A 14,459-nucleotide genomic window follows, 5' to 3' on the forward strand; every position below is an offset into this window, starting at 1 on the left:
CATCACCGGACCAATCGGGGCCGCGCCAGCGCGGTTCCCTCAGGAGACGCATCATGAATAACCTCTCGTTGAATCACTCAGCAGCAGGGCATCGCGGTTTGCTCGCCCGATCCATTCTGGCGATCGCCTTGCTGCAAGCGGGCCTGTTGAGCCTGGTACCCGCGACAGCGTCTGCCGCTGAGGTGGCCGCAGGGAAAATCCCGGCCATTACCGCCGGCAGCAACGTTTCCTTCGGGCCGCTGAAGCACGTCAAGGCCGGACTTCTGGATGTCGCCTACGCCGAAGTGGGCCCGGCCGATGGTCCGGTGGTCATTCTGCTGCACGGCTGGCCCTACGATATTCACAGTTACGCCGATGTGGCGCCGGCGCTGGCGCAGAAGGGCTATCGGGTCTTGATTCCTTATGCGCGCGGTTATGGCGACACTCGATTTCTGTCCGCCAAGACCGTGCGCAACGGCCAGCCAGCCGCGTTGGCCAGTGATCTGATCGATTTCATGGATGCGCTGCACATCAAACAAGCCGTCCTTGGTGGCTATGACTGGGGCGCACGTACCGCTGACATTGTTGCGGCGTTGTGGCCTGAGCGAGTCAAGGCACTGGTGGCGGTCAGCGGTTATCTGATCGGCAGCCAGGACGCTGGCAAGGCACCGTTGCCGCCCGCTGCGGAATTGCAGTGGTGGTATCAGTTCTATTTCGCCACCGAACGCGGGCGCGTGGGTTATGAAAAGAACACCCACGATTTCGCCAGACTCATCTGGAAACTGGCCTCGCCGCAGTGGAATTTCGACGACGCCACTTATGATCGCAGCGCCGCAGCGCTACAGAATCCGGATCACGTCGCGGTGTCGATTTTCAACTATCGCTGGCGTTTGGGATTGGTCCAGGGCGAGGCCAGATACGATGCGCTGGAGAAAAAGCTCGCGGCTTTCCCGTCCATCAGCGTACCGACCATCACTATGGAAGGTGACGCCAATGGCGCTCCCCATCCGCCGGCCGAGGCCTACGCCAAGCGTTTTACCGGCAAATACGAATACCGCTTGATCAGCGGTGGCGTTGGCCACAACTTGCCGCAAGAAGCACCGCAAGCCTTTGCACAGGCCGTAATCGATGCCGATCATCTTTGAGAACGAAGGATGGCCACGATGAAGCTCAAGACTTTGGCCGCGCTATCAACGACCGTCACAGCTGTCGTGGCGATCGCAGCCGGTATCGCCATCGCCGACGACACTCGCGGCGACGCTTCGCCCATCTACGGCGTGAAACTGCCGGAGCACTATCGACTCTGGCCGCTGATCGCACCCGCTCAAGAGGCAGCGCCTCTGGATGAACTGCGTGCAGTGGTGGGCAATGACCGGGCGATCAAGGCGTACCAGCAATCGACGCTGCCATTTCCTGACGGCACGGTGCTGGTCAAGCTCGCCTGGAAACACGTGCAGTCACCAGAGTTCGAGCCGGCGTCGATACCTGGCGCGGCCACGACCGTGCAGGTGATGGTCAAAGACTCGAAAAAATATGCCGCCACCGGCGGTTGGGGCTTCGGTCGGTTCATCGACGGCAAACCGGCCGATGAAGCCCAGCACCAGACCTGCTTCGCCTGCCATCAGGCGCGGGTGCGTGATCACGATTTCGTTTTCACGCGATTTGCGCCCTGATCGCGTTAAACCCTGAACCTTCGCACAGAGAGAACGCCGATGCTTTTACATCTATCGACCTGGACAGAAATCGAACAATTTCTCAAGCGCAGCCGCACCGTGGTCATCCCGATCGGTTCCAACGAGCAGCACGGTCCCACCGGATTGCTGGGGACTGACTGGATGTGCCCGGAAATCATTGCCCATCAGGCGCAACAGAGCGCCGACATCCTGATTGCGCCGACCTTCAATATCGGCATGGCCCAGCATCATTTGGGCTTCCCCGGCACCATTTCGCTACGGCCGTCGACGTTCATCGCGGCGATCGGTGACTGGACGCGTTCGCTGGCGGCCCATGGCTTTGAAAAAATCTTCTTCCTCAATGGCCATGGCGGCAATGTCGCTTCGATTGAAGCGGCATTTTCCGAGTTGTACGCCGAGGCCAGTTTCGCCCGACGCTCGGCGGGTTTTGCCTTGAAGTTGTGTAACTGGTGGGATCTGGAGGGGGTCAATGACCTGGCACGCGATCAGTTCCCGACAGGCCACGGCGTGCATGCCACACCTTCGGAGATTGCCGTGACGCAGTGGGCTTACCCGCATGCGATCAAGTCGGCGGACTACTCGCCGCAGATCGCCAATTGGGGGCCGATTCGTGAAGCTGCCGATTTTCGCCATCGTCATCCGGATGGCCGCATGGGCTCGGACCCGGCGCAGGCCTCACCGGAAAAAGGTCGGCAACTGGTAGAAATGGCGGCGCGGGGGCTGGTGCGCGAAGTACAGGCCTTCAGTCAGGAAACCATGCCGGGCTGAGCAGGGTCACGGTTTGTCAGCGTGATCAGCGCCAGGATTTGCCTGGCGCTGATGTTTCATCACCGGGAAAACCTGATCAACGAGGTAAGCCACGATGTGGAAGATCAATCACAGTTACATTGACGGGGCATTCGTTGCGGTGCATGGCAGTGAAACCTTGTCCTGCATCAATCCGGCGACCGAGCAAGTGATCGGCACGGTCACTCTGGCGGATCGTGACGATGCCCGACGCGCCATCGCTGCCGCTTCGCGTGCGCAAGAGGCGATGAAGCGCAGCTCCAAGGCCGAACGCATCGAAATGCTCGAGCAATTGCAGGTCGCCGTGCAGGCCAGCACTGATGAACAGCGCGACGCGGCCATTGAAGAATACGGCGCACCGCTGGCTCGCGCGCAATGGGTCAGTCGTTACGCTTCGCAGTCGTTTGCCAATGCTGCGCAGGTGCTGAAGGACTGCGACCTCGTGCGCAAGATTGGCGACGCCACCGTAATAATGGAACCGGTCGGTGTCGCGGCGCTGATCGCCCCCTGGAACAGCACCGCCGGCACTGTGTGCAGCAAACTGGCTTCGGCGCTCGCGGCCGGTTGTGCTGCGGTGATCAAGCCGAGTGAGCTGAGTCCGTTGCAGACCGACGTCCTCGCGCAGGCACTGCATCGCGCAGGGTTGCCGAATGGCGTGTTCAATATTTTGCTGGGACGCGGCAAAGATGTCGGCGACGAGCTCAGCTCCAGCCCACACATTGCGAAAATCTCCTTCACCGGTTCCACGGCCACCGGCAAGCTCATTGCTCGCGCCGGTATCGACACCATGAAGCGCGTGAACCTGTCACTCACCGGCAAGTCGGCGTCCATCATCCTCGACGATGCCGACCTCGATACAGCGCTTCCCCAGGCAGTGAACGTCGCGTTCATGAACAACGGTCAGGCCTGCGTGGCCGGTACGCGTCTGCTGGTGCCGCGCGCGCAGGCTCAAGGCGTCATCGAGCGAGTCAGAAGTCTGGTCGAGGCACTCGTCGTTGGCCCTCCGCAGGATCCGGCTACCGTTATCGGGCCACTGGTCAATCAGGCCCAATACGAGCGCATCCAGCATTTCATCCGGCGCGGCGTGGTGCAGGGTGCGACACTGATTGTCGGCGGTGAGGGCAGGCCGGCAGGCCTGGACAGAGGCTACTTCGTCCGGCCGACGGTGTTTGCCGACGTCGACAATGACATGGACATTGCACGCGAAGAGATCTTCGGCCCGGTGCTGTCAATCATTGCCTATGACTCGGAGGAGCAGGCCATCGACATTGCCAATGCCAGTGACTACGGCTTGCAGGCTTATGTGTTCACCCGGCAGGCGCAACGCGCGCGACGCGTGGCGGCCCGGCTGCAGGCCGGCTCGGTATTGATCAACAGAATCGCTCCCGAGTTGCTGGCGCCGTTCGGTGGGGTCAAGCAGTCCGGTGTTGGCCGGGAGTTCGGCGTGTTTGGTCTGGAAGGCTTTCTGGAAGCCAAGAGCATCGTCCAAGACTAGCGCCGCCTGCGGCGGGGACTTCAGCAGAAGCAGGCATCGTCGCTTGCTTCTGCTGAAGGGTGAGATCAAACCAGCCGTTCAATCGCCAGGGCAACACCAGCGCCATACGCCGGATCGGCCTTTGTGCAGTGCTCGATATGGCGCTGGATCGACTGCGCCGACGCGCCTTTGATTGCGCGAGCGGTGTTGTCGAACAACGCCTGTTGCTGCGCGGGGCTCATCAGACGGAACAGCGCCCCCGGTTGCGAGAAGTAGTCTGTGTCTTCGCGGTGATTCCAATGCCCGGCGCTGCCGTGAAGGGCCAACGGTGGCTCCGCAAAGTCCGGTTGCTCGGCCCATTCGCCGTAACTGTTGGGCTCATACCCCAGGGTGCTGGCCGCGTTCGCGTCAGTGCGCATCTGTCCGTCGCGGTGGAAACTGTTGACCGCGCAGCGGGGCGCATTCACCGGAATCTGGTGGTGATTGACGCCGACGCGGTAACGTTGCGCATCCCCGTAGGAGAACAAGCGCGCCTGGAGCATTTTGTCCGGCGAGAAACCGATACCAGGCACGACGTTGGCCGGGTTGAACGCGGCCTGTTCGACATCGGCAAAGTAGTTGTCCGGGTTGCGGTTGAGCTCGAGCATGCCGACTTCAATCAGCGGGTAATCCCGGTGCGGCCAGACTTTGGTCAAGTCGAAGGGATTGATCGGACAGGTACCGGCATCGCTTTCAGGCATGACTTGCACAAACAGTTTCCATCGCGGGAACTGGCCTTGCTCGATGCTGGTGTACAAGTCGCGTTGGGCGCTTTCGCGATCGTTGCCGACGAGCGTCGCGGCCTGCTCGTCGGTCAGGTTCTCGATGCCTTGCTGGGTTTTCCAGGTGAACTTGACCCAGAACCGTTCGTTGGCCGGGGAGATGAAGCTGTAGGTATGGCTGCCGAACCCGTGCATGTGCCGGTAGGACTGCGGCAGACCGCGATCGCTCATGACGATCGTAACCTGGTGCAGCGCCTCGGGCAGCAGGGTCCAGAAGTCCCAGTTGTTCCGGGCGCTGCGCAGGTTGCTGCGAGGATCGCGTTTGACTGCGTGATTGAGGTCGGGAAATTTCAGTGGATCGCGCAAGAAGAATACTGGCGTGTTATTGCCTACCAGATCCCAGTTGCCTTGCTCCGTGTAAAACTTGATGGCAAACCCGCGGATATCGCGCTCGGCATCAGCGGCGCCGCGCTCACCGGCAACGGTCGAGAACCGCACGAAAATGTCGGTGCGCTTGCCCACTTCGCAAAACACTCTGGCCTTGGTGTAGCGGCTGATGTCGTGGGTGACGGTGAAGGTACCGAAGGCCCCTGAACCCTTGGCATGCATGCGCCGCTCTGGAATGACCTCGCGATCGAAATGCGCAAGCTTTTCCAGCAGCCAAACGTCCTGTAGCAGTGCCGGACCTCTGGGGCCGGCGGTTTGCGTATTGTTGTTGTCGACCACTGGCGCGCCAGCGGCGGTCGTTAGCTTGTTCATGCGCGACTCCCGGCATTGATCGGTGTTGTGACGGATGGGTCCGTGTCCGAGAAGGACGCTCAATCACACCAAATGCCATGCACGCCTGCTATTACACGATGGTGTCGCCAAGCCATGCGAAGGTTGAGCAGCGGGAAATCAGGCGAGGGTAATGCGCACGGGTATATTGCCGCGTGTGGCTTTGGAGTAGGGGCAGTTCTGGTGCGCCGCTTCGATGAGCTGCATCGCGGTTTCGGCCTCGATGTCGGGGAGCGATACAGCGAGCCGGGCCTGCAACGCAAAGCCGTGTTCACCGTGCACCAGATCGATCTGCGCATCGACGCCGGCGCTGGAGGGAAAAGCGATTTTACGTGCATTGCAGGCGTGGCGCAGTGAACCGAGAAAGCAGGCTGACCAGCATACAGCGAACAATTGTTCAGGATTGGTACCGGTGCCGGGGGCGCCTGGAGGCGACAGCTTGAGATCGAGCCGTCCATCGAGGCTGCGAGCACTGCCCTCACGCCCGCCCGAGGTATAGGTGCGCCCGCTGTAGAGGGTTTTTTCGATGTTGATCATAGGAATTTCCTGGGCTTGTGGGCGCGGCAGCGCGCACGCGAATCAGCTCACGGGCAAGGCTTCACGAGCGCGGCATGTGACGATGCCGCCCAGCGGATCGAATAGGCCACCGGCGTGGGATCTGTCGAGTAATGTCGATCGTGCTAAGTCGACAATCCAGGCGCGGAACGGCTGGGCAGGGTCGTAGCGTGTGTGTTCGAGATACAGCGCCTTGAAGGCTTGCTGAACCAGACCGGCGATTTCGCCGTGCTGGATGCGCCCGGCCTGCACCTGGCCTTCATAAAAAGCGATGAAAAGTGGCATCACCGTGGCGAACAGCTTCTGTGATTCGCCCCGGTCATGCCTGAGCGCGCCGGCCATCAAGGCATGCAATTCGTCGTTTCCCGGCCGTTGCGCCGGGCTGAGGCAATTGACGCGATAACGTTGGGGCATGATCGGTTCCTCTGCACCTGATGTTCAGGGATGAGGTTCAAGCATGAACGCAACCGATCCGAGACGCCCGTTATGCGCTGTTAGCGCTTGTTAGTGGCGGGTGTGGCTGGACATTGTCGGGTTCGGCGCTTGGAGATTGTGCGACCGTGCGCAGGCGGGCCGAAATCCACTCCCGACTGTAAGCCAGCACATGTTCAGCAGTGGCCGTCGGGAAGTGAATAAACCCATGCGGACATTCCGGCAGCACATGCACTTCCACCGGCGCCGCGTGTTGCCAGCGCTCGGCGATGAGCCGTGTGTCATCAAGCAACGGATCGAGCTCACCGGCAAACAGCAGCGCTGGCGGCAGTCCGCTGAAATCGCCATACAGCGGTGACAGCGGTGGCTGGCGTCGTTGTTCGTCGCTGATATCCGGCGTGAGCAGGCGTAACGCTTCGACCATGCCGGGGCCGTCGAGCACCAGAGTATCGGCGGGTGCGGTGCGCACGCTGGGCGTGCCAGTCAGGTCGTAGACGCCGTAATACAGCAGCGCGCCGCAGATCCGTCGCAGCAGTTCTGGCGAAGATTTGAGGGCGAGCAGGGTGGCTGCCGCCAGATGCCCGCCGGCCGATTCGCCGACGACCACTGCGGGCAGTCCGGCGAATTCAGCATCGTTCAAGATGCCGCGCGTGGCGCGCAGACAGTCGTCCAGCAAGCCCTCGATCGGCGTCGACACCGCCAGTCGATAATCTACTGACACCACCGCCACGTCGCAGGTGTTGACGATAGCGATGTTGAAGTGGTCATTCATCTGCGCATTGCCGATCACCCAGCCGCCACCATGGAAATCCAGCACCACGCCTTTGGCTTTGCCCTTGGGACGGATGATGCGCACCGGCACCGTGTCGATGATCTTGCGTTCAGCGGTCAGCCCATGCTGGCGCAGCTTGCCGGCGCCGCCGATCTGACCCGCCCGCAGCAACGCCTGAACCAGTCGTGGAGTGACTCGATTGCGGACCTTGAAGCGCGGCAGCCAGGCGAGCTTTTTGTTGAACGCGCGAATCTGCGCCAGCTCGCGCTCGCCTTGCGGCCATGGAAAATCGCTCACAGGCGATTCTTCATCAGGATCGAGCAGTTCAGCGCCAGTGCAACGCACAGCCACGCCAGGTACGGGAACAGAATCAGCCCGGTGACCACGTCCAACTGCAGGGCGAATACCACCATCACCGCGACCACCACCCACAGCACCGCCAGAATCACCAGCGCCGCCAGCACCTGATGCGCGCCGAAGAACACCGGCGTCCACAGCGTATTCAGAGCGATTTGCGCAGCCCACAAGGCCAGCACCGTTTGGCTGCCGGGGATCAGGCTCAGGCGATAACCGGCCCAGGCCAGCAGCAGGTAGATGATTGTCCAGGCCACGGGAAATGCCCAGTTGGGCGGGGTGAAAGAGGGTTTGGTCAGCGATTCGTACCACGGGCCGGGTTTGAACATCACACCAGTGGTTGCCGCCGCCGCGCAGGCCAAGAGGAAAATGAAAAAGGTCATTGCCGGTCCTTAGCTGTGATCAGCTGTAATGGAGAGTTAAGAAGAGGACGCTTCGCTGCGCAAAAAGTTTGTTTGGAAATGCAATAGGGCGGTCAGGTTGAACTAAAAGCTGACTGCCGCGTCAGGATAAACAGTGCTTTTTCCACCGACGCGGACGACAACATGTACACCTATCACATTGATTATCGATTCAACGGCGAGCCTCGTACCTATCTGCTCGAACTCAAGGACGCGCAACTGGCCGAGCACGATGCGGCGATGCATCTGCTGCAACTGCATCTGGGCGATGCCGAAAACAGCCTGGTCATGCCCACGGCGGATTCGACGCCAGAGCAGATTCTTGAGCACGCAGAGCGGGTAGGTATCACGGATATCCGGGTGGTCAGCCAGACCAATTGACGCTCGAATGCGGCGCAGGCGTTGGCAGGACCTGACCTGGATTCACGCCATGCGCCGCAGTGCAAGCGCCATCCCCGCGCCCACGAGCCCCATGCAAGCGATCAGCACCGGGAAAGACATCCACCATGGAACGCCAGACGTCATCATGCTGAACTCCGACATGCCGCCGATGCCGGCAATCAGGTTCAACGGAAGGAACACTACGTTGATCAGCGTCAGCTTGCGCAGCGCCCGGTTCATGCTGTTGTTGGCGAGATTGCCATGGGATTCGATGAGGTTAGCGAACACCTTGGCGTGAATTCTGGCCTGCTGGAAGCTTTGTTCGTTTTCCACGATCAGGTCGTTCAGCGATTCCAGTTGACCGTCACTGAAGCCTTGGCGCTGGCCGTGGTTTCGCAGCAAAGTCAGCACCGCGCCGTTACTTTGAATCGCGTTCACGTAGTACACGAGGCTTTCGCTCAGGTTGTACATCTGCGCCAGTTGCTGATTGTCCATCGCACGGGTGAATTGATGCTGAATCTCCCGGGCGATCTGTTTGACCACGCGCAGATGCCCGAGGTAGTGATGAACGCTTTCAGCGAGCAACGCCATCAGCACATCCAGTGGCCCGGTCATTTGCGCATCTTGCTCAAGGCTGGAGAGCAGCGAGTTGCTCGCACAAATCACCACCAGGCGCTTTTCGCTCAGCACCACTCCGAATGACGAGATGTTGAATGCTCGCCCGTCGAAGCTTTCCGGGCGCTTCCAGATCAGGAACAGGTGATCCGGTTTGATTTCGATCCGGGCCACCTCGTCCGGATCCAGTGACGACTCCAGCACTTGAGCGCCAATGCCCAGACTTGTTTGCAACGTCGATTGCTCGACGGCGTTCGGGGCGACGGCCAGCCAGACAGTCGCCTCGTCTTCGGTGCCCTGGCGCAGTGCGCCGCAATCAATGCAATAGCGTTCAATCATCGCTCACCACGCCTGGCCACGGTGTTTGAGCTCGAGCCTTTGCGTGAACGCTTGCAGCACGCGCCGATACAGCTCGTCGCCCAGCACCGCGTCTTCGATGCCGGCGTCGAGGTTGGGGTTGTCGTTCACCTCGATGACCAGAACCCGATCGCCCGCCTGCTTGAGGTCGACGCCATAGAGGCCATCGCCGATCAGCCGAGCCGTCTGTACCGCGAGTTGCACGACGTCGGGCGGGGCTTGCTCGACGGGTACGGCCTCGCACATGCCGTTGATCTCGCCGGGCAGGGCCTTGTGGTTGTAAATCTGCCAATGCCCCTTGGACATGAAATATCTGCAGGCATACAGCGCCTCGCCATTGAGCACGCCGACGCGCCAGTCGTATTCGGTGTAGCAGTACTCCTGGGCCAGCAACAGCACCGAGTGCTCGAATAACTCCTGCGCAGCCGTGGCCAGCGCTTGCGCATCGGTGACCTTGATAACCCCCCGTGAAAAACAGCCATCGGGGATTTTCAGTACCAACGGAAAACCCAGGCGACGCCCGACGTTTTCAAGTTCCTGCGGACGATCCTTGTAGAGAATTTCCGTTACGGGCATGCCCAGACCTCGGCGCTTCAACAGGTCGGCCAGATAAACCTTGTTGGTGCAGCGCAGGATGGACGACGGATCGTCAATCACCACGAGGCCTTCGCTTTCCGCCTTCTTGGCAAACCGATAGGTGTGATCATCCACCCGCGTGGTTTCGCGGATGAACAGCGCGTCGAATTCGGCGAGACGCGCATAGTCCTTTTTCTCGATCAGCTCGACATCGATGCCCAACTGTTCGCCCGCCGCGATGAAACGCTGCAATGCCTCGGGGTTCGAGGGCGGTAGCGCTTCGTCAGGATCATGCAGGATGGCCAGGTCGTATCGGGCAACGCGTTTGGAGGCTGGCTGACGCCACGTCCTGCGATTGAAAGCATCCAGTGCATCAGCGAAAACGTGCTGCTGTTCGTCGCGAAGCCTGTGTAGCGCCCCCGCTTTGATGCCCGCAATCTGCCAGGTTTCACCACGGCGAAACTCCACCAGCAGGATGGGGCAGGGGAACGCCTCGAACAGCTGACGGCCGATCTCTTGCAGCGGCTCGATCGAGGCCTTGCCGAAGTACAGCGACAGCGTGAAAGCCTCGGTTTCGCCGTATGGATGGTTGGCCAGCGCCCGCTCCAGGGTGCGTTCCAGATCGTTCAGCCCGACCCCGTAAAGCGCTTTGCGCGCCAGCTCGCTGACGGTGCGAACCGAGGGGAACACCTTGTGCCCGCGCGCCTCGGCCAGCAATGAACAGTAGTAGCCCTGACCGAGGTATTTGTAGTTGCGGCAGAGGTTGATGACTTGGGTGCGATGAGGAAAATCGTCGCTGTGTTCAAGGTAATCCTGAGCGAGCATCAGGCTCTCGCTGGGCAAGTAATCAGCCCAGTCATCCTTGCGCTCGACAAGGATGAGCAATCGACTTCCCGGGGGTTTGATACTGGGAGGTTCCTCGCTGAGGGTGATTGTCGAATGCTCGGTTTTGTCTAATACTTCGTTCACGTTGGCTTGCACCGCTGACATGAGTAATGAATCCCTGTTGAAGAAGACGCCGCTTCAATAAATCACGGGCCACTGGGCCTGTCCCGGTTCGTTACTCAAACTTTACGGTGCGGTCATGTCTTTTGATTTTCGCTTTGCGTCGATGGACGATATCGACGATCTGGTCGAACTGGAGCGGGCCTGTTTTGCCCTCGACAGATTGAATCAGCGCAACTTCAGCTGGATGCTCAGTCGTGCCAACGCGGCGCTGATTGTCGCCACATCGGACGCCAGACTTGCCGGTTACGCCTTGGTGCTTTTTCACCGCGGCACTTCCCTGGGGCGCTTGTATTCCATTGCCGTCAGCCCTGTGTGGCGTGGACATCAACTTGGCCAATGGTTGCTGGAAGAGGCCCAGGCCTGCGCATTGGCGCGCAATTGCGCATGGCTGCGCCTGGAGGTGCGCGCGGACAACAGCGCTGCCATCCGCCTCTACGAAGCCAACGGCTATCAGCGCTTTGCCAGCGTCGAGGACTATTACGAAGACCATTGCGAGGCGTTGCGCTACGAGAAACGCATCCTGCGTGCAGCGCCCGCACCCGCCCGCCAAGTGCCGTACTACCAGCAGACCACCGAATTCACCTGCGGCGCGGCGTGCCTGCTGATGGCGATGTCCGCCATCGATCCGACCCGTGCCATGACCCGAGCGGAGGAAATCCAGCTATGGCGCGAGGCAACCACCATTTTCATGACCGCGGGCCACGGTGGCTGCAGCCCTCAGGGCCTCGCATTGGCGGCCTGGCGGCGCGGTTTCGAGGTGCGCCTGGAGGTCAGTCACCAGGGCTCGCTTTTTCTTCACGGCGTACGCAGCACAGAGAAAAAGTCGATCATGAAGCTGGTCGAGGATGGTTTTGCCCAAGACCTGGCGGCCACGCAAGTTGAGCAGGTTCTGGGTGATTATCTGGAGATCGGCGCTGCGTTGCAGGCCGGGTACAAACCGGTGGTGCTGATCAGCAGCTACCGATTCACCCGCTTGAAAGCGCCGCATTGGGTGATCATCACCGCGTGTGACCAGGACTTCGTCTATCTGCATGATCCGGATGTCGATCACAGCAAGTTGAAACGCGGCCTGGACTGCCAGCACTTGCCGGTCAGTCACCAGGAATTTCTGCGCATGACGGTGTTTGGCGTACAGCGGGTTCGCGCAGCGGTGATGCTGCGCTCCCGTTGAGGCGCGGTGGCTAGGCGCCGAGCCCTTCATCGCCGATACAGTAGCGATCCCTGCCTTTTTGCTTCGCTGCATAAAGCAGCTTGTCAGCCGACTCGATAAGAGTGGCGGGGGTCACTTCATGTTCGGCCGGTTTGCCCACCGCAATACCTGCACTGGCAGTGACGTGACCCTGCGGATGGGCTCTGTGATCCAGCCGCAAGGAGCGAATGGCCTCAAGTATTTCCTGGGCCACAAGCGCAGCCCCTCGAATATCCGTGTTGGGAAGCAACACGGAAAACTCCTCTCCGCCATACCGCACGGCGAGATCACCGGGTCGTTTCACCGCTTGCGCAATCGCTTGGCCGACAGCGCTGAGGCAGTCGTCACCGGCCGCATGCCCGTAGGTGTCGTTGTAGAGTTTGAAGTGATCGACATCGAGCATGATCACTGAAATCGACGAGCCCTGGCGTCTGGCCAGGCGAATCTCGTCGGCCAGCGCGGTGTCCAGGCGGCGGCGGTTGGCCAGCCCGGTCAGGCTGTCGGTCAAGGCCATGTCCTTCATGGCCTGGTGTGCCTTGCGCAGATCCTTTTCCATCACCATGCGTTGGCGCAATTGCCTCAAGACAATCAGTCCGAAGACCGTGAATGCGGTGATCACCGATAACAACACGAAACCGGTTTTGATCAGGTCCCAGCGCCACGGCGCAATGATCGATTCGCGGGAAAGTCCGGTTTCAACCACCAACGGGTACGTGGTCAAGGCGCGGTAACCGTACAAACGCTGGGTGCCATCGACGATGGCTCGGACCTCGGCGATACCTTGATTGGAATAGGGCAGGTAGTTCTTGAAAACCTCACTGTCGGCCAGGCTCTGTCCGATCACCGAAGCGATGAAAGGGCGCCGTACGAGGATGGTGCCGTTGCGCAACGCCAGTACCAGTGCACCTTTGTCGTCGATCTTGAAATCCCCGTAATAGTCGACGAAGTAACTGACCTTGATCGTCCCCAGCAGCACGCCGGCGAAGGAGCCGTCCGGGTTATTCAAACGACGCGAAATCGGGATGATCAGGTCGTCGGTGGATTTGCTTTTGACGACATCGCCGATGCGCACGTTTCGATCGGTGTGGGTACGGTGGTACTGGAAGTAATCGCGGTCGGCATTGTTCGCCGGGTCCGGGATGTTTTCCTTGTCGGTGACGATCCAGTGCCCGTCCGGGCCGTAAATGAACAGGCCGTGGAGCTGCGGCATCAGCTTGGCTTGCTGGACCAGCAACTTGTGAATGCGCGGCACGTTGATGTTCTGCAGTCCGTCGCCTTCGACGCGCTCGCCCAGCGCGGCGGTCAACACGTCTACCTGGCGAATGGCGTCCTCGGCGTGCTGCGCCGTTGCCCGAGCGAGGTTGGTGACCGAATCCCGCGCGGACGAAAACGCGGAGTGGTAGTCACGCCACGTGCGCCATCCTTCCACTCCCAGAAACGCCAGAATCACCGTCAGCATGAAGATCACGGTCAGGCGGAAAGCGGCTATCTCGCTGGCAGCTTTGATGGGAGCGGTTTCTGCGGCGTCATGCCCTTTGCTGTCGGGCAGTTTACGACCGAGCATCTGAAGGTCCTTATGCTTGTCATCTCTCATCTCTTGAAAGATGACCATCCGTTTCCACTGGGGATTCAATTTATTGCCTTGGCCAAGCGGCGGCCATTGGATCGTTCAAAGCGGTGCCGGGTCAACATCTGTAACTGAAGCGCGCTTTAAGGTGAGACTTGTGAGTGAAATCATCACGGCCGGTGACTTGAACATCGATCTGCACACCGCCAGCGAACCTGGCCTGTTCAAATGGCTGCTTGCCAGTTTTCTGATGGGCAAAAGGATCCAGGGCGCCATCGCCGCCAAGGCGTATCAAGTCATAGTAGAGCAGCATCAGAAAGACACGCCGCAAAAACTCGCACAGTGTACGCACCGGCAACTGGTGTCGATGCTGGGGCAGGCGCGTTATGTGCGTTACGACGAGAGCACCGCGGCGCGTTTACTCGCGTTGGCGAACAAGCTCAACAGCGAGTATGCCGGCAAGGTCAGTAACGTCGTGGCAGCGAGCGCGGATCGTAAGGCGCTGGAGAAGCGCCTGTCCGAGTTCGAGGGGATAGGGCCGAAGACGGTCGAGATCTTCATGAGGGAAGCGGCTGCGGTGCTGTTTTGAGCTTGCGGTCTGCCGCTGCACAAGGCAGCTACGCACCGCTCACATCGCAACAAACCTTGCCGCCAGTTCGCTCATCATGATCAGCGTTCCGCCGGCGAATATTGCACAGCCCAGCAGAAACTGGATTCCAGGGGCGATGGTCAGGCTTGAGGGGAAGCTCGGATTTCTATGCGTTCTCATATCGCGCTCCTG

16 protein-coding genes are annotated in these 14,459 nt (G+C 60.2%); 7 read left to right on the forward strand and 9 right to left on the reverse strand.

Features of this window, described 5'->3' with window-relative positions; translation table 11 throughout:
• Positions 1–53: 53 nt before the first annotated feature.
• The 4 genes from J2Y90_RS17010 (at position 54) to J2Y90_RS17025 (ending at position 3,954) form a co-directional block, all read left to right on the forward strand.
• A complete protein-coding gene (locus tag J2Y90_RS17010) occupies positions 54–1,124 on the forward strand; it encodes an alpha/beta fold hydrolase (RefSeq protein ID WP_253500959.1) in 1,071 nt (356 codons plus the stop codon).
• An 18-nt stretch (positions 1,125–1,142) separates the two neighbouring features.
• The gene (locus J2Y90_RS17015; RefSeq protein WP_253500960.1) at positions 1,143–1,652 is read left to right on the forward strand and encodes a cytochrome P460 family protein; all 510 of its coding nucleotides are present in this window, start codon (positions 1,143–1,145) and stop codon (positions 1,650–1,652) included.
• 39 nt (positions 1,653–1,691) lie between these two features.
• Entirely contained in the window at positions 1,692–2,441 is a 750-nt protein-coding gene (locus tag J2Y90_RS17020; protein ID WP_253500961.1) for a creatininase family protein, read from the forward strand.
• Positions 2,442–2,535: 94 nt separating this feature from the next.
• Positions 2,536–3,954: an aldehyde dehydrogenase family protein gene (locus J2Y90_RS17025; protein ID WP_253500962.1), complete on the forward strand. Its 1,419-nt coding sequence runs from the start codon at positions 2,536–2,538 to the stop codon at positions 3,952–3,954.
• A 65-nt stretch (positions 3,955–4,019) separates the two neighbouring features.
• On the opposite strand, the gene J2Y90_RS17030 is transcribed toward J2Y90_RS17025, so the two are convergent.
• From J2Y90_RS17030 to tspO, 5 genes are all read right to left on the reverse strand, one after another.
• Positions 4,020–5,453 (reverse strand): catalase, encoded by a 1,434-nt coding sequence (locus tag J2Y90_RS17030; protein WP_253500963.1) that lies wholly within the window; start codon positions 5,451–5,453, stop codon positions 4,020–4,022.
• Between the two features lie 138 nt (positions 5,454–5,591).
• A complete protein-coding gene (locus J2Y90_RS17035) occupies positions 5,592–6,008 on the reverse strand; it encodes an organic hydroperoxide resistance protein (RefSeq protein ID WP_253500964.1) in 417 nt (138 codons plus the stop codon).
• Between the two features lie 42 nt (positions 6,009–6,050).
• On the reverse strand, positions 6,051–6,440 hold the full coding sequence (locus tag J2Y90_RS17040) for a hypothetical protein (protein ID WP_253500965.1): 390 nt from the start codon (positions 6,438–6,440) through the stop codon (positions 6,051–6,053).
• 70 nt (positions 6,441–6,510) lie between these two features.
• The gene (locus J2Y90_RS17045) at positions 6,511–7,527 is read right to left on the reverse strand and encodes an alpha/beta hydrolase (RefSeq protein WP_253500966.1); all 1,017 of its coding nucleotides are present in this window, start codon (positions 7,525–7,527) and stop codon (positions 6,511–6,513) included.
• Positions 7,524–7,967 carry a tryptophan-rich sensory protein TspO gene (gene tspO, locus J2Y90_RS17050; RefSeq protein WP_253500967.1) on the reverse strand — a complete coding sequence of 148 codons (444 nt, stop codon included), beginning with the start codon at positions 7,965–7,967 and terminating at the stop codon, positions 7,524–7,526. The genes J2Y90_RS17045 and tspO overlap by 4 nt, the downstream gene beginning before the upstream one ends.
• A 162-nt stretch (positions 7,968–8,129) precedes the next feature.
• Between tspO and J2Y90_RS17055 the strand changes: the two genes are divergently transcribed.
• Positions 8,130–8,366 carry a hypothetical protein gene (locus tag J2Y90_RS17055; RefSeq protein WP_253500968.1) on the forward strand — a complete coding sequence of 79 codons (237 nt, stop codon included), beginning with the start codon at positions 8,130–8,132 and terminating at the stop codon, positions 8,364–8,366.
• 42 nt (positions 8,367–8,408) lie between these two features.
• On the opposite strand, the gene J2Y90_RS17060 is transcribed toward J2Y90_RS17055, so the two are convergent.
• Positions 8,409–9,320, reverse strand: coding sequence for a magnesium transporter CorA family protein (locus J2Y90_RS17060; protein ID WP_253500969.1), 912 nt, complete (start codon positions 9,318–9,320; stop codon positions 8,409–8,411).
• 3 nt (positions 9,321–9,323) lie between these two features.
• Complete coding sequence (locus J2Y90_RS17065) at positions 9,324–10,904, reverse strand: RimK family protein (RefSeq protein ID WP_253500970.1); 1,581 nt, start codon at positions 10,902–10,904, stop codon at positions 9,324–9,326.
• A 94-nt stretch (positions 10,905–10,998) separates the two neighbouring features.
• Between J2Y90_RS17065 and J2Y90_RS17070 the strand changes: the two genes are divergently transcribed.
• Positions 10,999–12,093 (forward strand): GNAT family N-acetyltransferase/peptidase C39 family protein, encoded by a 1,095-nt coding sequence (locus J2Y90_RS17070; protein WP_253500971.1) that lies wholly within the window; start codon positions 10,999–11,001, stop codon positions 12,091–12,093.
• Positions 12,094–12,103: 10 nt separating this feature from the next.
• Here the strand turns inward: J2Y90_RS17070 and J2Y90_RS17075 are convergent, their stop codons facing one another.
• Complete coding sequence (locus J2Y90_RS17075; protein WP_253500972.1) at positions 12,104–13,675, reverse strand: sensor domain-containing diguanylate cyclase; 1,572 nt, start codon at positions 13,673–13,675, stop codon at positions 12,104–12,106.
• Between the two features lie 160 nt (positions 13,676–13,835).
• Here J2Y90_RS17075 and J2Y90_RS17080 point away from each other — a divergent pair, with 160 nt between their 5' ends.
• Entirely contained in the window at positions 13,836–14,267 is a 432-nt protein-coding gene (locus J2Y90_RS17080; protein WP_253505201.1) for a DNA methylase, read from the forward strand.
• Positions 14,268–14,306: 39 nt separating this feature from the next.
• Here the strand turns inward: J2Y90_RS17080 and J2Y90_RS17085 are convergent, their stop codons facing one another.
• Positions 14,307–14,447 (reverse strand): hypothetical protein, encoded by a 141-nt coding sequence (locus J2Y90_RS17085; protein ID WP_253500973.1) that lies wholly within the window; start codon positions 14,445–14,447, stop codon positions 14,307–14,309.
• Positions 14,448–14,459 lie beyond the last annotated feature (12 nt).

Source organism: Pseudomonas koreensis, from assembly GCF_024169245.1.
In the GTDB taxonomy this organism is placed as follows: Bacteria; Pseudomonadota; Gammaproteobacteria; order Pseudomonadales; family Pseudomonadaceae; genus Aquipseudomonas; species Aquipseudomonas koreensis_F.

Excerpts from the sequence above, each read along its gene's own strand:
- J2Y90_RS17060 (WP_253500969.1), bottom strand. The coding sequence starts at position 9,320 with ATGATTGAACGCTATTGCATTGATTGCGGCGCACTGCGCCAGGGCACC.
- J2Y90_RS17065 (WP_253500970.1), bottom strand. The coding sequence starts at position 10,904 with ATGTCAGCGGTGCAAGCCAACGTGAACGAAGTATTAGACAAAACCGAG.
- J2Y90_RS17070 (WP_253500971.1), top strand. The coding sequence starts at position 10,999 with ATGTCTTTTGATTTTCGCTTTGCGTCGATGGACGATATCGACGATCTG.
- J2Y90_RS17010 (WP_253500959.1), top strand. The coding sequence starts at position 54 with ATGAATAACCTCTCGTTGAATCACTCAGCAGCAGGGCATCGCGGTTTG.
- J2Y90_RS17035 (WP_253500964.1), bottom strand. The coding sequence starts at position 6,008 with ATGATCAACATCGAAAAAACCCTCTACAGCGGGCGCACCTATACCTCG.
- J2Y90_RS17040 (WP_253500965.1), bottom strand. The coding sequence starts at position 6,440 with ATGCCCCAACGTTATCGCGTCAATTGCCTCAGCCCGGCGCAACGGCCG.
- J2Y90_RS17085 (WP_253500973.1), bottom strand. The coding sequence starts at position 14,447 with ATGAGAACGCATAGAAATCCGAGCTTCCCCTCAAGCCTGACCATCGCC.
- J2Y90_RS17015 (WP_253500960.1), top strand. The coding sequence starts at position 1,143 with ATGAAGCTCAAGACTTTGGCCGCGCTATCAACGACCGTCACAGCTGTC.
- tspO (WP_253500967.1), bottom strand. The coding sequence starts at position 7,967 with ATGACCTTTTTCATTTTCCTCTTGGCCTGCGCGGCGGCGGCAACCACT.
- J2Y90_RS17025 (WP_253500962.1), top strand. The coding sequence starts at position 2,536 with ATGTGGAAGATCAATCACAGTTACATTGACGGGGCATTCGTTGCGGTG.
- J2Y90_RS17020 (WP_253500961.1), top strand. The coding sequence starts at position 1,692 with ATGCTTTTACATCTATCGACCTGGACAGAAATCGAACAATTTCTCAAG.
- J2Y90_RS17075 (WP_253500972.1), bottom strand. The coding sequence starts at position 13,675 with ATGCTCGGTCGTAAACTGCCCGACAGCAAAGGGCATGACGCCGCAGAA.
- J2Y90_RS17055 (WP_253500968.1), top strand. The coding sequence starts at position 8,130 with ATGTACACCTATCACATTGATTATCGATTCAACGGCGAGCCTCGTACC.
- J2Y90_RS17030 (WP_253500963.1), bottom strand. The coding sequence starts at position 5,453 with ATGAACAAGCTAACGACCGCCGCTGGCGCGCCAGTGGTCGACAACAAC.